Annotated in this window: 16 protein-coding genes; 10 read left to right on the top strand and 6 right to left on the bottom strand. The window is 69.8% G+C overall.

The annotated features are described in order from the left end of the window. Window positions 1-82: 82 nt before the first annotated feature. On the bottom strand, window positions 83-997 hold the full coding sequence (locus AC07Y4_RS30165) for a LysR family transcriptional regulator (protein WP_095744196.1): 915 nt from the start codon (window positions 995-997) through the stop codon (window positions 83-85). 87 nt (window positions 998-1,084) lie between these two features. Here AC07Y4_RS30165 and AC07Y4_RS30160 point away from each other — a divergent pair, with 87 nt between their 5' ends. The 4 genes from AC07Y4_RS30160 to AC07Y4_RS30145 are packed head-to-tail and all read left to right on the top strand — an operon-like array spanning window position 1,085 to window position 6,352. Next, complete coding sequence (locus AC07Y4_RS30160) at window positions 1,085-3,244, top strand: thiamine pyrophosphate-dependent enzyme (RefSeq protein ID WP_487850079.1); 2,160 nt, start codon at window positions 1,085-1,087, stop codon at window positions 3,242-3,244. A 14-nt stretch (window positions 3,245-3,258) separates the two neighbouring features. Further along, the gene (locus AC07Y4_RS30155) at window positions 3,259-4,881 is read left to right on the top strand and encodes an indolepyruvate oxidoreductase subunit beta family protein (protein ID WP_487850078.1); all 1,623 of its coding nucleotides are present in this window, start codon (window positions 3,259-3,261) and stop codon (window positions 4,879-4,881) included. Between the two features lie 14 nt (window positions 4,882-4,895). After that, window positions 4,896-5,885: a Bug family tripartite tricarboxylate transporter substrate binding protein gene (locus tag AC07Y4_RS30150; protein WP_487850077.1), complete on the top strand. Its 990-nt coding sequence runs from the start codon at window positions 4,896-4,898 to the stop codon at window positions 5,883-5,885. Window positions 5,886-5,905: 20 nt separating this feature from the next. Further along, on the top strand, window positions 5,906-6,352 hold the full coding sequence (locus AC07Y4_RS30145) for an acyl-CoA thioesterase (protein WP_487850076.1): 447 nt from the start codon (window positions 5,906-5,908) through the stop codon (window positions 6,350-6,352). A gap of 18 nt (window positions 6,353-6,370) precedes the next feature. On the opposite strand, the gene AC07Y4_RS30140 is transcribed toward AC07Y4_RS30145, so the two are convergent. Next, entirely contained in the window at window positions 6,371-6,847 is a 477-nt protein-coding gene (locus AC07Y4_RS30140; RefSeq protein ID WP_487850075.1) for a low molecular weight protein-tyrosine-phosphatase, read from the bottom strand. Window positions 6,848-7,102: 255 nt separating this feature from the next. Between AC07Y4_RS30140 and AC07Y4_RS30135 the strand changes: the two genes are divergently transcribed. The 5 genes from AC07Y4_RS30135 (at window position 7,103) to AC07Y4_RS30115 (ending at window position 12,387) form a co-directional block, all read left to right on the top strand. After that, window positions 7,103-7,327: a hypothetical protein gene (locus tag AC07Y4_RS30135; RefSeq protein WP_487850074.1), complete on the top strand. Its 225-nt coding sequence runs from the start codon at window positions 7,103-7,105 to the stop codon at window positions 7,325-7,327. A 289-nt stretch (window positions 7,328-7,616) separates the two neighbouring features. Beyond that, a complete protein-coding gene (locus AC07Y4_RS30130; protein WP_487850073.1) occupies window positions 7,617-7,832 on the top strand; it encodes a hypothetical protein in 216 nt (71 codons plus the stop codon). Window positions 7,833-8,047: 215 nt separating this feature from the next. Next, window positions 8,048-8,791 (top strand): PA4824 family protein, encoded by a 744-nt coding sequence (locus tag AC07Y4_RS30125; RefSeq protein ID WP_487850072.1) that lies wholly within the window; start codon window positions 8,048-8,050, stop codon window positions 8,789-8,791. A 25-nt stretch (window positions 8,792-8,816) separates the two neighbouring features. After that, on the top strand, window positions 8,817-11,582 hold the full coding sequence (gene mgtA / locus AC07Y4_RS30120; RefSeq protein ID WP_487850071.1) for a magnesium-translocating P-type ATPase: 2,766 nt from the start codon (window positions 8,817-8,819) through the stop codon (window positions 11,580-11,582). Between the two features lie 88 nt (window positions 11,583-11,670). After that, complete coding sequence (locus AC07Y4_RS30115; protein ID WP_487850070.1) at window positions 11,671-12,387, top strand: MgtC/SapB family protein; 717 nt, start codon at window positions 11,671-11,673, stop codon at window positions 12,385-12,387. On the opposite strand, the gene AC07Y4_RS30110 is transcribed toward AC07Y4_RS30115, so the two are convergent. From AC07Y4_RS30110 to xdhC, 4 genes are all read right to left on the bottom strand, one after another. Beyond that, window positions 12,388-13,830: an NAD-dependent succinate-semialdehyde dehydrogenase gene (locus AC07Y4_RS30110; RefSeq protein ID WP_159277977.1), complete on the bottom strand. Its 1,443-nt coding sequence runs from the start codon at window positions 13,828-13,830 to the stop codon at window positions 12,388-12,390. A 174-nt stretch (window positions 13,831-14,004) separates the two neighbouring features. After that, window positions 14,005-15,351, bottom strand: a complete 1,347-nt coding sequence (locus AC07Y4_RS30105) for a glycerate kinase type-2 family protein (RefSeq protein ID WP_487850069.1) — start codon at window positions 15,349-15,351, stop codon at window positions 14,005-14,007. Window positions 15,352-15,420: 69 nt separating this feature from the next. Next, entirely contained in the window at window positions 15,421-16,632 is a 1,212-nt protein-coding gene (locus AC07Y4_RS30100) for a urate hydroxylase PuuD (RefSeq protein WP_159274485.1), read from the bottom strand. 215 nt (window positions 16,633-16,847) lie between these two features. Beyond that, window positions 16,848-17,654 (bottom strand): xanthine dehydrogenase accessory protein XdhC, encoded by an 807-nt coding sequence (gene xdhC, locus AC07Y4_RS30095; protein WP_487850068.1) that lies wholly within the window; start codon window positions 17,652-17,654, stop codon window positions 16,848-16,850. A 56-nt stretch (window positions 17,655-17,710) separates the two neighbouring features. Here xdhC and AC07Y4_RS30090 point away from each other — a divergent pair. Continuing rightward, a partial coding sequence (locus tag AC07Y4_RS30090) for a hypothetical protein (RefSeq protein ID WP_495275523.1) occupies window positions 17,711-18,097 on the top strand: 387 nt, incomplete at its 3' end.

Raw genomic sequence — 18,097 nt, 5'->3', positions numbered from 1 at the left:
CCCGGGCTTCGCCCTCCTCCTTGATTTCGCTGCGGGAAGCACCCAGTGCCCTGGTCACAGGGCACGCTGTCGGCGGTCGCGGTCAGCCTCGCTCCGAGAACAGGGCCACGATCACCTGCCGCAGCCACCGGTTGCCCGGGTCGGCCTCGAAGCGCTTGCTCCAGTGCAGCGACACGGTGAAGTCGCGCAGCGGAAACGGCGGCTCGACGATGGCGTAGCCGCCCTCGGCCGCGAAGCCGCGCGCGATGTTGCGCGGCATCACCACCGCCAGGTCGGTGGCGCGCACGATGGCCGGCAGCACCATGAAGTGCTCGGTCGTCAGGCGCAGGCGGTCTTCGAGGTTCAGCAGCTGCAGGATGCGCAGCGTGTCGGCGTGGGTGCGCACGGCCACATAGTCGAGCTCGTGCAGCGCGGCCAGCAGCGCCTGGCCGCTGCGCCGGCGCTTCACGAAGGGGTGGTCGTGGCGCAGCAGCACGATGTAGCGGTCTTTCAGCAGCTGGGTGCGCTGGGTGTCCTCCACGTGCGGCAGGAAGCCGAAGGCGAAGTCGACCCTGCCGCTGTCCAGCGCGGTGGCGATCTCGCCCGGCGCGAGCGGCATGGTCTCCACGCGCACGCCCGGCGCCAGCTCGCGCAGCCGCGCCATCAGCGCGGGCAAAAAACGGCCCTCGCCGATGTCGCTCATGTGGATGCGAAAGAGCTTGCGCGACGCGGCCGGGTCGAAGCGCTCGGGCTCGGCCAGCGCCTGCTGCAGCATCGCCAGCGCCGACTGCACGGGCACCGCCAGCCGTTCGGCGCGCGGCGTGGGCGCCACGCCGCCGAGGCTGCGCGTGAACAGCGCGTCGCCCAGCAGCAGGCGCAGCCGCGTGAGGCCGTGGCTGGCCGCCGGCTGCGTGAGGCCCAGCGCCTCGGCGGCGCGGCTCACGTTGCGGGTGCGGTAGACGGCGTCGAACAACCGGAGCAGGTTGAGGTCGACCGAATCAATATGCACTCCATTCATATTCGATAGCTGGCTCATTGCATTGAAGTATGACGCAGGCCCGCCCACACTCCCGCGTTCTCCCCACGACAAGAAGCACGAGACACGATGGAAGTTTCATTCAGCAAGGAAGTGGAAATGCTGCGCCTGGGCGCGGGCGACACCTTCCACGGCGAGGGCATCCTCGCGATCACCAAGGGCCTGCTGCAGTCGGGCGTGGCCTACGTCGGCGGCTACCAGGGCGCGCCGGTGTCGCACCTGCTGGACGTGATGGTGCAGGGCAAGGCCTACATGGACGAGCTGGGCGTGCACGTCGAAGCTTGCTCCAACGAGGCCTCGGCGGCGGCGATGCTCGGCGCGTCCATCCACTACCCGCTGCGCGGCGCCGTGACCTGGAAGTCGATCGTCGGCACCAACGTGGCGGCCGATGCGCTGTCCAACCTGTCGTCGCCCGGCGTGACCGGCGGCGTGCTGATCGTGGTGGGCGAGGACTACGGCGAAGGCGCCAGCGTGATCCAGGAGCGCACGCACGCCTACGCGCTCAAGTCGAGCATGTGCCTGCTCGATCCGCGGCCCGACCTGGGCGTGATGGTGCGCATGGTCGAGCAGGGCTTCCAGCTGTCGGAGGCCTCGAACATGCCCTGCTTGATGGAGCTGCGCATCCGCACCTGCCACGTGCGCGGCAGCTTCGACTGCAAGGACAACATCGCGCCCGCCGTGTCCACGCGCGCGCTCATGGACGAGCCCGCGGGCTTCGACTACATGCGCCTGGCGCACCCGCCCGTCACCTTCCGCCACGAAAAACTCAAGGGCGACGAGCGCATGCCGGCCGCGCGCCGCCACATCGTGGCGAACGGCCTCAACGAGCTGATGCCCGGCCGGCGCCACCCCGACCTGGGCATCGTGGTGCAGGGCGGGCTGTACAACGCGCTGATCCGCAGCCTGCAGCAGCAGGGCCTGGCCGATGCCTTCGGCGACACCGACATCCCGATCCTGGTGCTCAACGTGACCTACCCGCTGGTGCCCGAGCAGGTGGCCGACTTCTGCGTGGGCAAGCGCGCGGTGCTGGTGGTGGAAGAAGGCCAGCCCGAGTACATCGAGCAGGACATCGCCACGCTGCTGCGCCGGCGCGACATCCAGACGCCGCTGCACGGCAAGGACCTGCTGCCGCAGGCCGGCGAGTACGGCGTGGAAGTGCTGTCGGGCGGCCTCGCGGCCTTTGCCGAGCGCTACCTCGGCGCGAGCGAAGCCGCCACGTCGGCGCAGGCCTGGCTGGCCGGCAACCGCGAACGCCGCGAGGCGGTGGCACGCCGGCTCGACGCGCCGCTGCCCAACCGCCCGCCGAGCTTCTGCGTCGGCTGCCCCGAGCGGCCGGTGTTCTCGGCCCTCAAGCTCGCGCAGCAGGAGACCGGGCCGGTGCACATCGCGGCCGACATCGGCTGCCACGCCTTCGGCACCTTCGAGCCGTTTTCGATGGGCCATTCGATCCTCGGCTACGGCATGAGCCTGGCCAGCCGCGCGGGCGTGGCGCCGATGATGAACCGGCGCACGCTGTCGATCATGGGCGACGGCGGTTTCTGGCACAACGGCCTGCTCACGGGCGTGCAGAGCGCGCTGTTCAACGACGACGACGCGGTGCTGCTGATCTTCAAGAACGGCTACACCTCGGCCACCGGCACGCAGGACATCATCTCCACGCCCGACGACGAGGTGAAGGAGCGCGCCGTCGACAAGCAGCAAAGCCTGGTCGACAAGAACCAGACCATCGAGGCCACGCTCACGGGCCTGGGCGTGAAGTGGATGCGCACCGTCACCACCTACGACGTGGAGCGCATGCGCAAGACCCTCACCGAGGCGCTCACGAGCGAATTCAACGGCCTGAAGGTGGTGATCGCCGAAGGCGAATGCCAGCTCGAGCGGCAACGCCGCATCAAGCCGTGGATCGCCGGCCTGCTCAAGAAGGGCCAGCGCGTGGTGCGCGTGAAGTACGGCGTCGACGAGGACGTTTGCAACGGCGACCACGCCTGCATCCGCCTGTCGGGCTGCCCCACGCTCACGCTCAAGGACAACCCCGACCCGCTGAAGGTCGACCCGGTGGCCGTCGTCATCGACGGCTGCGTGGGCTGCGGCCTGTGCGGCGCCAACGCGCACGCGGCCACGCTATGCCCGAGCTTCTACCGCGCCGAGGTGGTGCAGAACCCGAAGTGGCACGAACGCCTGCTGCACGGCCTGCGCAGCGCGATCGTCGGCGCCCTGCGGCCGGCATGAAAGAGAACCGAGACATGGAACAGAACCGTCCCACCACCCTGCTCGTGTGCGCCCTCGGCGGCGAAGGCGGCGGCGTGCTCACCGAATGGCTGGTCGACGCCGCAAGGCACGCGGGCTACGCGGCGCAGAGCACGTCGATCCCCGGCGTGGCGCAGCGCACCGGCGCGACCACCTACTACCTCGAAGTGTTCCCGGTGCCGATGGCACAACTCGGCGGCCGGCGCCCGGTGTTCAGCCTGGGACCGGTGCCGGGCGCGCTCGACGCGATCGTCTCGTCCGAGCTGCTGGAGACCACGCGCCAGATCGGCAACGGCATGAGCGCGCCGCTGCGCACGCTGGTCATCAGCTCGTCGGCGCGCGTCCTCACCACGGCCGAGCGCATGGTGCCCGGCGACGGCCGCGCCGACGCGCAGCGACTGCTGGACGTGGTCAAGGCCTTCAGCCGCGAGCACCACGTGCTCGACATGGGCGCCATGGCGCGCGAGGCCGGCACGGTGGTCAGTGCCGTGATGCTGGGCGCGATCGCGGGCAGCGGCCTGTTCCCGTTCCCGCGCGAAGCCTACGAGCGCGCGGTGCGCGGCGGCGACGAGGCCGCGCCCGACAAGCTCGGCAAGATGGCCGCCGCCAGCCTGCGCGGCTTTGCCGCCGCCTTCGAGGCCGTGCGCGCGCCGCGCGCCCAGGCCGCCTTCGTGCAGGGCGTGCTGGCCGGCGACGACACGCGCGACGCGCCCCCGCCGCCGCAGGCCCTGCCCGACGACGTGGCGCGCCGCTTTCCGCCGGCCGTGCACGACATGCTCGCGCTCGGCCATGCACGGGTGCGCGACTACCAGGACAACGCCTACGCCGCGCTGTACGCCGAGCGCCTCGCGCGAATTCTCGAGGCCGAGCGCGCCGCCGATCCGTCGGGCGCGCAGGGCTTCGCGGTCACGCGCGAAATGGCGCGCTGGCTGGCGCTGTGGATGGCCTTCGACGACATCGTGCGCGTGGCCGCGCTGAAGGGCCGCGCCAGCCGCGCGCAGCGCGTGCGCCAGGAAGTGCGCGCGGGCGACGACGACCTCGTGAAGGTCTTCGACCACTTCAAGCCCGGCGCGCCCGAGTTCGCGGCGCTGCTGCCGCCGTCGCTCGCGCGCCGCGTGACCGCCTGGGACCGCGCCCGCCAGTCGCGCGGACTCGCGCCGTGGGCGCTGCCGCTGCAGGTGGGCAGCCACTCGGTGCTCGGCATGGCCTCGCTGCGCGTGCTGGCCTCGCTCACCTGGCTGCGCCGGCGCGGCAGCCGCTTTGCCGAAGAGCAGGCGCTGATCGAGCGCTGGCTGGCCGCCGTCGAGACCGGCACGCGCGCGCACTGGGCGCTGGGCCGCGAGCTGGCGCTGTGCGGCCGGCTCATCAAGGGCTACGGCAGCACCAACGAACGCGGCAAGCACAACCTGCTGCACGTGATCGACGAGCTCGCAGGCCGCGCCACGCTGCAGCCCGCCGCGCGCGCCGAGGCGATCGCCGCGGCCCGCGAGGCCGCGCTCGCGGACGAAGGCGGCAAGGCGCTGGACGCCGCGCTCACGCGCCACGGCGCCGCGCCGCGCCCGGTGCAGGCGCAACCCATCCGCTGGATGAAGCGGCCCAAGACAACGACCACGATCTGAGGAGACAAAGAACCATGACCCCATCCACCCCCGCTTCATCGCGCCGCGTGCTGCTGGCGCTCGCCCTGGCCAGCACGGCCTTGTGCGCGCCCGCCGTGCACGCCGACACCTGGCCCTCCAAGCCCATCAAGGTGATCGTCAACTTCCCGGCCGGCGGCGCGGCCGACCAGCTCGCGCGTGCCGTCTCGCAGCCGCTGCAGGAGGCGCTGAAGCAGCCCGTGGTGATCGAGAACCGCGGCGGTGCCAACGGCAACGTCGGCGGCGAGGCCGTGGCGCGCGCGGCGGCCGACGGCTACACGCTGCTCATGAGCTCGGGCGGCATGGTGTCGGTGAACCCGCACCTGTATGCACGCATGAGCTTCGACCCCGCGAAGGACCTGGTGCCCGTGGCCGCCGCCGCGCGCGTGCTGGTGTTCCTGGTCACGCGGCCGTCGCTGCCGCCGACCGACGTGAAGTCGTTCATGGCCTACCTCAAGGCCAACCCCGGCAAGCTGTCGTACGGCTCGCCGGGCAACGGCAGCTCGCCGCACCTGGCAGGCGAAATGTTCAAGAGCCAGGCCGGCCTGTTCGCGCTGCACGTGCCCTACCGCGGCGCGGCGCCCGCCTTGCAGGACCTGCTGGCCGGCCAGATCGACTACGCCTTCGACCCCGGCATTGCCCTGAACCAGGTGCGCGCCGGCAAGCTCAAGCTGCTGGCCGTGGGCAGCCCGCACCGCTCGTCGCAGTTCCCCGACGTGCCCACGCTCGACGAGGCCGGCCTGCGCGGCTTCGACGCCGACACGGTGTTCGGTTTCTACGCCCCGGCCGGCACGCCGCCCGAGGTGGTGGCGCAGCTCAACACGCAGGTCAACCGCGCGCTCGCGCTGCCGGCGGTGAAGGAGCGCATCGCGGCCATCGGCGGCGAGCCGGCACCGGGCACGCCGGCCGATTTCCAGCGCCGTGCGGCAGCGGATTCGCAACGCTTCGGCGCGCTGATCCGCGAGCGCGGCATCAAGGCGGATTGAGCAGCCGGGACAATCGACGGATGAGCAGCACTCCATCTCCCACCGACGCTTCCGGCAAGGAAGTCGTCTACACCGCACGCGTCGAGTTCGGCGACTGCGACCCGGCCGGCATCGTCTGGTTTCCCAACTTCTTCCGCTGGATCGACGCGGCCTCGCGCCACTTCTTCGCCGAGTGCGGCGTGCCGCGCTGGGAAGACACCGCCCGCACCCTCGGCGTGATCGGCACGCCACTGGTCGACACGCACACGCGCTTCGTCAAGGCGGCCAGCTACGGCGACACGCTGCACATCGCGGTGCGCATCACCGAATGGCGCGACAAGAGCTTCGTGCAGACCTACCGCGTGACGCGCGGCGACGACCTGATCCTCGAATGCGAAGAGGTGCGGATCTTTGCCGCCAAGCGCGAAGGCGGCGGCATCCGCGCGGTGCCGATTCCGCCGACGATCCGGGCGCTCTGCACGGGCTGAACCCCACCGCCTGCAGGCTCAGGCTGTGTCGCGACGCAGCTGCGCGAGCAGGCCTTCCACGCCCAGGTCGATCAGGTCGAAGGCCTCGATGAAGGCCTGGTGGCCGCCGTACCACGGGTCGGGCACGTCGCCGCCGATGGCCTCGGCAAACTCCGAGAGCAGGCGCACCTTGCGCGCCGCCTCGGCGGGCGCACGCCGGCGCAATGCGGCGCAGTGCTGCTGCGTCATGCCGATGAGCCAGTCGAAGCGCTCGAAGTCGGCCGCATGCACCTGGCGTGCGCGGTGCGCGGGCATCGCGATGCCGCGCCGCAGTGCCTCGGCCACCGAGCGTGGATCGGGCGGATTGCCGCGCTCCTCGTCGGAGATGGCGGCGCTGTCGACCTCCACCGCGAAGCCTGCGCGCTGCGCCTTGTGGAGCAGCAATGCGTGCGCGGTCGGCGAACGGCAGATGTTGCCGGTGCAGATGAACAGGACGGCGGGGGTGCTTGGTTTCATGCGCGTCGACTATAGGCACAGAGGGCAGGCATTCGGCATAGGCCACCCTACCCATCGCATCCCCCGGTCGAGGGATGCCACGAGGGAGCGAGGGCGATTCGCCCCCCCTCTGTCCAATGGACAGCTCCCATATCTTCGGTATCGCCTGACACAACTCCTTGCGCTTCACTACGGCCCATGGTCAGTGCAAAGGAGGTCACAATGCCCCGACCCAGTCTTCACAGCGCGAGCATCACGCTGAAACTTCCCTTCGACATGAGCGCCGCACAAGAGGTCGAGGCCCTGCGCACCGCGGGCATTCCGGTGGACGACCTGGGCAATGCCATCTCGGGCTTCCTGTTCGTGCGCTTCAGCAACGGCTGGCGCAGCGACTCGAACATCTTCCGCTGGTTTCCGGCCCCTATCGAACGCAGCGTGAACGAGGCCCGGCTCCACGCCACGCAGCCCCGACGCAGCCTGTTGCTTCATGCCAAGGGTTGACGCTGCCAATGATGCGGTGCAACAATCCGGAAATCATCATTTCGGAGCCCCGTGCGTGGACAGTGCCAGTTGGATCAGTGACAAGACGCGTGCCTCGGCAGGCGTGACACCCCCGGCCCTCTAGCGCAGGCAGCTCCCGCGCTGCCGGCCGCCGTGCACGCAGCGCGAACCCCTTGCCCCACGGGCAAGCGGCTCTCCCTACCGATTCCCGTTGTTCTTCGTCGCTGACTTTGTCAGTCAGCTTGCGTGCGTCCGTGCGCGAGGCCCTTCAGCGTGAAGGAGCCTTGTCATGCGCCAGTTTCAAATTCGTCCGTTGCATCCGCAGGTGCAACCGTCGCACGGTCGCCCGTCGGCGCACGCCGGTGCGCCTGTGCGTGTGAACCCGGCCCCGCACGTCGACGACGAGCAGGCCCTGGACCGCGCCGCCGCGCTGTGGACCACGCGCCGCATCCGCAGCTTCTTCCTGCTGCTCGACCCGTCCGGCCACGGCACCACGCGCCGCTGAAGCCCGCCCCTGCCACCCCCACAGAACAGGAGGCCCTCATGGACCCGGACCCTTGCTTGCGCCGCTGTGCGCCGCCTTCCTTGCCCGATCGATCCCCCATTCACCTCGCAGCCTGCCGCGCTGCGGAAGAGCCCCGCCGGCTGACTGCTGAGTAAGCACGTCGTCACGGGCGTTTCCTTCCTTCGCGGCGCGCCGCACCCGAAGGAGAAACTCCCATGACCCGCGAACGCCTGCGGCGTGTCGTGCGGACGGCCACGGCCGCCCGTTCCACCGCCCGCCCCTTTGCCTTTCGCCGCCCCGCGCCAAGCCGCGCCTGGCTGGCCACCCTCTGCGGCCTGGCCGCCACGCAGACCCACGCCGCCGGCGGACACCATTCGGTAGACGACGCGGCCATCCTCGATCCGGGCCAGTGCCAGATCGAGACCTGGGGCGGCCAGCGCCTCGTGCACCTCGGCCCGGCCTGCCGCGTCGGCCCCATCGAGCTGGGCCTGAACCTCGAACGCGAGCGCGGCGCCGATGGCCGCACCGTGCGCGCCGGCCCGCAGATCAAGTGGGCCTTCGCGCTCACCGACACGCTGAGCACCGGCGTGCTGGCCTCGGCCACGTGGCAACGCAGCGACGCCGACCATGCCTCGCTGCGCCTTACCGACAGCAGCGTGGTGATCCCCGTCACCTGGCAGTTCGACGACGCCTGGCGCGCCCACCTGAACCTGGGCCGCGACTTCCATCGTGCGCAGCCGAGCACCAGCCACTCGGGCGCGGCGCTCGAATGGGCCGCCCTGCCCGCGCTCTCGCTCGTGGCCGAGCGCTTCCGCGAAGGCGGGCGCAACGCCTGGCGCGCCGGCCTGCGCTGGACGGCCACGCCGTCGGTCAACGTCGACCTCAGCCACGCACGCGACCTGCGCCACGACGGCCCGCGCGGCTGGACGCTGGGCCTCACCTGGGCGTTCGCTCGCTGAGCGCCCCCCACACAGGAGAAAAACAATGAAGAACGTCCTGAAGTCCTTTTTCGAAAGCTTCCTGCGCAGCCGCCACATGCGGCATCACTTCGAGCGCTGGCAGACGCTGCTGAGCGCCAAGCCCAGCAGCCTCGGCTCGGCCGCGATGCCGGCCGAGATCGCCAAGGCGCTGGCCGCCGCCTCGCACACCGACGCGGGCGAGGTGCTGGTGCGCCTGAACAGCTCGTCGCAAGGCCTCACCGAAGCCCACGCGCTGGCGCTGCGCAAGCGGCTGGGCAGCAACGAGGTGCGCCACGAGCAGCCGCTGCCCTGGTGGAACCACCTGTGGCAGTGCTACCGCAACCCTTTCAACCTGCTGCTGACGGTGCTCGCACTGGTCTCCTACGTCACCGAGGACACGAAGGCCACCGTGGTGATCGGCAGCATGGTGCTGCTGTCGACCGTGCTGCGCTTCCTGCAGGAGTCGCGTTCCAACAAGGCGGCCGACCGGCTCAAGGCGATGGTCAGCAACACCTCGACGGTGCTGCGCCCCGCGCCCGGCGAGAAGGCAGGCCGTGCCGGTGACGACGGCTTCGACCTCGCCCACGCCGGCACGCTGCGCATGGAGGTGCCGATGCGCGACCTCGTGCCCGGCGACGTGATCGCGCTGTCGGCCGGCGACATGATTCCGGCCGACGCGCGCCTGCTCTCGGCGAAAGACCTGTTCATCAGCCAGTCGGCACTCACCGGCGAATCGATGCCGGTGGAGAAGTTTGCAGCCACCGCCGCCGACCACCAGGCCGGCGTCCTGGAGCGCGACAACCTGCTGTTCATGGGCACCAACGTGATCAGCGGCACCGCCACCGCGGTGATCGTGCACACGGGCGAGCGCACCTTCTTCGGCGCACTGGCCCAGCGCGTGAGCGCCACCGACCGCGGCACCACCGCCTTCCAGGCCGGCATCAACCGCGTGAGCTGGCTGCTGATCCGCTTCATGCTGGTGATGGCGCCGCTGGTGCTGGTGATCAACGGCGTGACCAAGGGCGACTGGTGGGAGGCGGCGCTGTTCGCGCTGTCGATCGCGGTCGGCCTCACGCCCGAGATGCTGCCGATGATCGTGACCGCCACGCTGGCCAAGGGCGCCGTCGTGATGTCGCGCCGCAAGGTGATCGTGAAGCGCCTCGAAGCCATCCACAACTTCGGCGCGATGGACGTGCTGTGCACCGACAAGACCGGCACGCTCACGCAGGACCGCATCGTGCTCGAACGCCACACCAACGCCTGGGGCGAAGACTCCGACCACGTGCTGCAGCAGGCCTACCTCAACAGCTTTCACCAGACCGGGCTGAAGAACCTGCTCGACAAGGCCGTGCTCAGCCACGCCGAGGTGCAGCTCGACACGCAGCTGCAGACCGGCTGGCGCAAGGTCGACGAAGTGCCCTTCGACTTCTCGCGTCGCCGCATGTCGGTGGTGGTGGCGCACGGCGAGGACGAGCACCTGCTGATCTGCAAGGGCGCGCTCGAAGAGATCCTGTCGGTGTGCAGCTCGGTCGAACGCGGTGCCGAAGTGCTCGCGCTCGACGCCGACGTGATGGCGCGCATCCACCGCGTGGCCTCGGAGCTCAATGCCCAGGGCCTGCGCGTGGTGGCGGTGGCCAGCCGCACGCTGCACGCCGACGCGCGCAAGCCGGCCTACGGCGTGGCCGATGAGGCGGGGCTCACGCTGCTGGGTTACGTGGCCTTTCTCGATCCGCCGAAGGAATCGACCGCGCCCGCGCTGCAGGCGCTGGCCGCGCACGGCGTGGCAGTGAAGGTGCTGACCGGCGACAACGAATTGGTCACGCGCAAGGTCTGCGGCGACGTCGGCATCGACGCCGGACGCATGGTGCTGGGCCACGAGGTCGAGCGCATGAACGAGGCCGAGCTGCGGCAGGTGGTCGAAATGCGCCAGGTGTTCGCCAAGCTCACGCCCGCGCACAAGGAACGCATCGTGCAGGCGCTGCATGCCAACGGCCACGTGGTCGGCTTCATGGGCGACGGCATCAACGACGCGCCCGCGCTGCGCGCCGCCGACATCGGCATCTCGGTGGACGGCGCGGTGGACGTGGCCAAGGAATCGGCCGACATCATCCTGCTCGAGAAGAGCCTGATGGTGCTGGAGCAAGGCGTGGTCGAAGGCCGCCGCACCTTCGCCAACATGCTCAAGTACATCAAGATCACGGCCAGCTCGAACTTCGGCAACGTGTTCTCGGTGCTGGTGGCCAGTGCCTTCCTGCCCTTTTTGCCGATGCTGCCGCTGCACCTGCTGGTGCAGAACCTGCTGTACGACGTGTCGCAGATCGCGATCCCGTTCGACAACGTGGACGAAGAGTTTTTGAAGACGCCGCAGCGCTGGAACCCGGCCGACCTGGGCCGCTTCATGGTGTTCTTCGGACCACTGAGCTCGGTGTTCGACATCCTGACCTACACCGTGATGTGGTTCGTGTTCGCGGCCAATTCGGTGGAGCACCAGACGCTGTTCCAGTCGGGCTGGTTCATCGAGGGCCTGCTGTCGCAGACGCTGATCGTGCACCTGATCCGCACCCGCAAGATCCCGTTCCTGCAAAGCCGCGCGGCCTGGCCGCTGCTGGCCATGGGCGCGGCGATCGCGGCCGTGGGCATCTGGCTGCCGATGGGGCCGCTGGCGCACTACTTCAAGCTGCAGGCGCTGCCGCTCGCGTACTTCCCGTGGCTGGTGCTGATGCTCGTCGGCTACGCGACGCTGACGCAGGCCGTGAAGGGCTGGTACGCGCGCAAGTACGGCTGGCAGTAAGACAAGAACCACCCGGCGGACGCAGGGTCGCGACTGTCACACAAGGCCGCTACCCTGCTTCGCACACAGAGGATCAGGAGGATCACTCATGGAAGCCATTCGCCACATCAACCTGCCCTCGCTGCTGGACACGCTGGTCAGCGTGGGCGCGGCCTTTCTGCTGGGCTCGCTGATCGGCTTCGAGCGCCAGGTGCGCCAGCGCACCGCGGGGCTGCGCACCAACACGCTGGTGGCCGTGGGCGCGGCCGTGTTCGTCGACATGGCGGCCCGCCTGGGCGGCCCCGACGGCGCGGTGCGCGTGGTCGCCTACGTGGTCTCGGGCATCGGCTTTCTGGGCGCGGGCGCGATCATGAAGGAAGGCGCCAACATCACGGGCCTGAACACGGCCGCCACACTGTGGGGGTCGGCCGCGGTGGGCGCCTGCGCGGGCGCCGACCTGCTGGGCGAAGCGTTGATTGCTGCGCTCTTCGTGCTGGCGAGCAACACGCTGCTGCGGCCGGTGGTGAACCGCATCAACCGCCGCCCGGTGCACGAGGAATCGAGCGAGGCCACGTACACGGTGCGCGTGATCTGCTCACGCGCGGCGCGGCCCGAGGTGATGGACCAGCTGCTGGTGCAGCTGGAAGCCGCGAACTACCCGGTGCGCGACATCGGCCAGCACGCCTTCGGGCAGGCCGACACGGAGATTGCGGCGACGCTGTACGCCACCGCGGTCGAGCCCGAAGAGCTCGACCAGGTGATCGCGGAGCTGGAAGCCTTGGAGGGCGTCCAGCAGGCGTTCTGGAACGCCTCCGCCGAAGACTAGTTAGACGCCGAGGATCGAAACAGCCTTGGTGTTGAGGTAGGCCTCGATCGCCTCCGGACCACCTTCCGAGCCGTAGCCCGAATCCTTCACGCCGCCGAACGGCATTTCCGGCGAGGGCGTGGCGGGCTGGTTGATCCACAGCATGCCCAGCTCGAGCTTCTGGCTCAGCAGGTGCGCGCTCTTGATCGACTTGGTGAAGGCATAGCCGGCCAGGCCGAACGGCAGGCGGTTGGCTTCGGTGATGGCTTCTTCGAGCGTGTCGAAGCCGCGGATGGCGGCGATGGGGCCGAAGGGTTCGTTGTTGAACACGTCGGCGTCCAGCGGCACGTCGGTGATGACGGTGGGCGCGAAGAAGTTGCCGGTGTCGCCGACGCGTTCGCCGCCGGTGGCGATGGTGGCGCCCTTCTTGCGCGCGTCTTCCAGCACATGGGCCATGGCCGTGAGGCGGCGGGCGTTGGCCAGCGGGCCGAGGTTGGTGCCTTCGACCAGGCCATCGCCCATCTTCAGGCCTTCGGCGTGCTTGACCAGCAGGCTCGCGAACTCATGGCGCAGGCTGTTGTGCACCAGGAACCGGGTCGGCGAGATGCAGACTTGGCCGGCGTTGCGGAATTTGGCGGCACCGGCGGCCTTGACGGCCAGCGCCACGTCGGCGTCTTCGGCCACGATCACCGGGGCGTGGCCGCCCAGTTCCATCGTGACGCGCTTCATGTGCGAACCGGCCAGTGCGGCCAGCTGCTTGCCCACCGGGGTCGAGCCGGTGAAGGTGACCTTGCGGATGATCGGATGCGCGATGAGGTAGCTCGAGATCTCGCCCGGGTTGCCGAACACCAGGCCCACCACGCCGCCCGGAATGCCGGCGTCGACGAAAGCCTTGAGCAGTGCGGCCGGCGAGGCCGGGGTTTCTTCGGGCGCCTTCACCAGGAAGGAGCAGCCGGTGGCCAGCGCGGCGCCGAGCTTGCGCACGATCTGGTTGACGGGGAAGTTCCACGGCGTGAAGGCCGCGACGGGGCCGACCGGCTCCTTGATGACGAGCTGCTGTGCGGCCAGGTTGCGCGAGGGCACGATGCGGCCGTACACGCGGCGGCCTTCGTCGGCGAACCACTCGATGATGTCGGCGGCGGCCATCATTTCGACCTTGGCTTCGCCCAGCGGCTTGCCTTGTTCCTGCGTCAGCAGCTTGGCGATGTCCAGGGCGCGTTCGCGGATCAGGCCAGCGGCGCGGCGCATCACGGCGGCGCGCTCGTTGGCGGGCGTGTCGCGCCAGGCTTCGAAGCCGCGCTGGGCGGCGGCCAGGGCACGGTCGAGGTCGACGATGCTGGCGTGCGCCACCTTGCCGATGGCCTTGCCGGTGGCGGGGTTCAGCACGTCGAGCGTCTTGCCGTCGGCGGCGTCGACCCATTGGCCGTCGATCAGCAGGCGGGTGTCGGTGTAGGTGGCGGTCATGGCGAACTCTTTCCTTCGAGGACTGGATGGTGAAAACGAAACGGGAAATCGGGCGCGCGGCGCGGCACCCCGTGGGGGTGCGCATGCGACAACGGCGGCCAAGTGCCGCCGGGGCCGTAGATTAACCTGAGTTCACAAAGCTTGCCGGCGGCCCCGCCAGGGGCCGGGGCGCGCCTACAGCACGAGGATCGCGCGGAAGTCGTTGACGTTGGTGTTCGTCGGACCGGTCACGAACAGGTCGCCGATGGCATCGAAATAGCCGTAGGCGTCGTTGCGGTCGAGGTGGTCGGACAGCTTTTTGCCCTGGGCCGTGGCGCGCGCCAGGGTGTCGGGCGTGACGAAGGCGCCGGCGTTGTCTTCCACGCCGTCGATCCCGTCGGTGTCGGCGGCCAGCGCCCACACCTGCGGCTGGCCCATGAGCGCGCCGGCCAGGCCCAGGCAGAACTCGCCGGCCCGCCCGCCGCGGCCCTTGGCCTGGCCGGGCTGGCGCGGACGGATGGTGACGGTGGTTTCGCCGCCCGACAGGATGACGCAGGGCCGGGCGAAGGGCTCGCCGCGCAGGGCCACGGCGCGGGCGAGCGCCGCATGTACCTTGCCCACTTCGCGCGATTCGCCTTCCATTTCGTCGCTCAGCACGTGCACGCCGATGCCGGCGGCGCGCGCGGCGGCGGCAGCGGCTTCGAGCGACTGCTGCGGCGTGGCGATGAGGTGGGTGCTGTGGCCGGCGAACACGGCGTCGTCGGGCTTGGGGGTTTCGAGCGCGCCGCTTTCGAGCTGCGCGCGCACGGGCGCCGGCACCTCGATGCCGTAGCGGTCGAGGATGGCCAGCGCGTCGGCGCAGGTGGTGGCGTCGGGCACGGTGGGGCCGCTGGCGATCACGGCCGGGTCGTCGCCGGGCACGTCGCTGATGGTGAGCGTGACCACGCGCGCCGGCGCGCAGGCCGCCGCAAGCCGGCCGCCCTTGATGCGCGACAGGTGCTTGCGCACGCAGTTCATCTCGCCGATGTGGGCGCCGCTGTCGAGCAGTTGCTTGTTGATGCGCTGCTTGTCGGCCAGCGTGAGGCCTTCGGCCGGCAGCACCAGCAGCGACGAGCCGCCGCCGGAGATGAGGCACAGCACGAGGTCGTCGGCCGTGAGTCCCTGCGTGAGCGCCAGGATGCGCTCGGCCGCCTGCTGGCCGGCCGCGTCGGGCACGGGGTGCGCGGCCTCGACGAGCTCGATGCGCTGCGGCACGCCTGCGGGGCGCGGCGGAATGTGGTCATAGCGCGTGACGACCAGGCCCGACAGCGGGGCGTCGGCCGGCCACAGCGCTTCGAGCGCCTGCACCATCGAGCCGCCGGCCTTGCCGGCGCCCAGCACCACGGTGCGGCCCTTGGGCGGCTGGGGCAGGTGCGCGCCCAGCGTGGACAGCGGCAGCGCGCGGTCCACCGCCACGCGGTACAGGTGTTCGAGAAAAGCGCGCGGGGCTTCGCGCGGATCGGGCGTAGCGGCAGTTGCAGAGGGCGAGGTCGATGCGGTCATGGCTTGCGTGTTGTCTCCATTCGGCGATTGTGCGACGACCGGTGGCCCGCCCTCGCAGGCCACGGTCTTCTAGTTCGTCTTGGCGCCGGCCTGGAACCAGCGGCTGATGAGCGCCCGCTCTTCGTCGGTGATGTTGGTCGCGTTGTTCATCGGCATGATCTTGGTCACCACGACCTGCTGGTAGATCGCCTGCGCATGCGCCGTCACCTGGTCGGGCGTGTCGACGCGCACGTTCTTCATCTGCACGGCCGCGCCGTGGCACATGAAGCAGCGCTGCTCCAGCACCTTCTGCACGTCCTGGTAGGCCACGGCGGGCGCGGCCTGGGCGGCGGTGGCCGCCACGGGTGCGGCGGGCTCGGGCTTCATCCACACGATGGTCAGGCCCAGCACCGCGATGCCGACCATGGCGTAAGGCAGCGGGTTGCCCGCGTTGCCCAGCTTGAAGCGGTGGCGCACCACGAAGAACTGCCGGATGGCCGCGCCGCCGAGCATGATCAGCAGCAGCACGATCCAGTTGTACTTGTGCGTGTAGGTGAAGCTGTAGTGGTTGCTCAGCATCGCGAACAGCACCGGCAGCGTGAAGTAGGTGTTGTGCACGCTGCGCTGCTTGCCGCGCTGGCCGTGCACCGGATCGACCGGCCGGCCTTCGCGCAGCGCCTTCACGTTCTTGCGCTGGCCCGGGATGATCCAGAAGAACACGTTGCCGCTCATGGTGGTGGCCATCATGGCGCCCACCAGCAGGAAGGCCGCGCGGCCCGCGAACCACTGGCAGGCCAGCCAGGTCGCGAAGGCGATGAAGACCGCGATCAGCACGCCCACGATGGTGTCGCCGTGCTTGCGGCGCCCGAAGATCTGGCAGATGCCGTCGTAGACCATCCAGAACACGACGAAGAAAGCCAGCGCCACGGCAATGGCGGCGCCGGGCTGCCAGTCCATCTTGCTCTTGTCGATGAGGTACGTGCTCGCGTTCCACAGGTACGACATCGTGAAGAGCGCAAAGCCCGTGAGCCAGGTCGAATAGCTCTCCCAGTACGACCAGTGCAGGTGGTCGGGCAGTTTCTTGGGCGCCAGCGCGTACTTCTGGCTGTTGTAGAAGCCGCCGCCGTGCACGGCCCATTGCTCGCCGCCCACGCCCTTGTCGAGCGACTCCTGGTCTTGCGGCTTCTCGAGGCTGTTGTCCAGCATCACGAAGTAGAAGGAGGCGCCGATCCAGGCGATGGCGGTGATGACGTGGACCCAGCGCAGCAGCAGGTTGGCCCAGTCGAGGTAGTAGCTTTCCATGTGCTCTCTCTCAACCCTGTTGGCGCGTGGGGGCGCCAAGGAGGGGTTTCAGCCTGCTCACCACCGCGGGCGCTGTAAGCAGAGAAAGTGCCGCGAACGCAGGTCCGTTGAAAAGGACCTCGCTCCGCTGCGGCTTGTTGTGGACCGAAAGTGTATACAGTTTTGGCACGAGGCGGGATGCTTTTTGCGGCGTCACCGCCAAGGGAAAACCCTGTTCAGCCCAGCGACTGCAACAACTGTGCCGCCACGGCGACCGCGATCACCTCGGGCTCCTTGCCCGTGATGCCGGGCACGCCGATCGGACAGGTGACGCGCGTCAGCTCGTCGGCCGTGAAGCCGCGCGCCTCCAGCCGGTGGCGGAAGGTGGCCCATTTGGTCTTGCTGCCGATGAGGCCGATGTAGGGCAGGTCGTTGCGCGTGCGCAAGCGCTTCAGGCAGGCGATGACGATGTCCAGGTCTTCGGCGTGGCTGAAGCTCATGATCAGCACGCGGCTGCCGGGCGCGAGCGCGGCCACCGCGTCCTGCACGGGCTCGGAGTGCTCGGTGTCGATCTGCGCGGGCAGTGCGTCGGGGAACACGCCGTCGCGGCTGTCGATCCAGCGTACCGAGAACGGCAGCACGGCCAGCAGGCGCGCCAGCGCGGCGCCCACGTGGCCGCCGCCGAACAGGGCCACGGGTTCGAGCTGCGCCACCAGTTCTTTTTGCAGCGCGGGCGCGTCGGCGGCGCCGATGCGACGGTAGGTCAGGAACATCACGCCGCCGCAGCACTGGCCCAGGCTCGGGCCCAGCGGGTAGCGCTGCACGCCGTCGAGGCTGCGCGTGCCGGCCAGGATCTCGCGCGCTTCCTGCGTGGCCTGGAACTCGAGCTGGCCGCCGCCGATGGTGGCCGTGAGGCCATCGGCCCAGACGGCCATCCAGGTGCCGGCCTCGCGCGGGGCCGAGCCCTGCGTCGATTCGACGCGCACCAGCACCGCGTCTTCGGTGCGAAGACGCGCCAGCAATTGATCGACCGCACCGTTCATGACCGAAACCTTCGGTTGCCTGGCCCGCAACGACTCACGGTATAAACCCGGCGATGATGACGAACCGCCAGCTTACGCCGCGCCGCCTCGCCTGGGCCGCCACTGTTCTTTCCGCCTTGTGGCTCGCCGGCTGCGGCTCGACGGGCTCGGTGCCCGGCCAGCTGAGCGGTGCCAGCAGCGCACAGGGCAGCGGCCCCGCGCCGCGCGCCTCCAGTGCGGCCACCGCGCGCGAGTACCGCCGCGACGCCGCACGCCACATCTACAACGCCAACCCCTCGCGCATCTACAAGGGCCAGATGCCGCCGCTGCTGTACGCGGTCGGCACCCTGCAGGTGAACCTGGACGCCGGCGGCAAGGTGGTCTCGATGCACTGGCTGCGCGCGCCCAAGCACGCGCCCGAGGTGATCGCCGAGATCGAGCGCGCCGTGCTGCAGGCCGCGCCC

The sequence above is a fragment of the Variovorax sp. GW460-12-1-14-LB1 genome (assembly GCF_059423605.1).
Note: the sequence above shows the minus strand (reverse complement) of the source record. Positions and strands in the feature narration are given on the sequence as shown.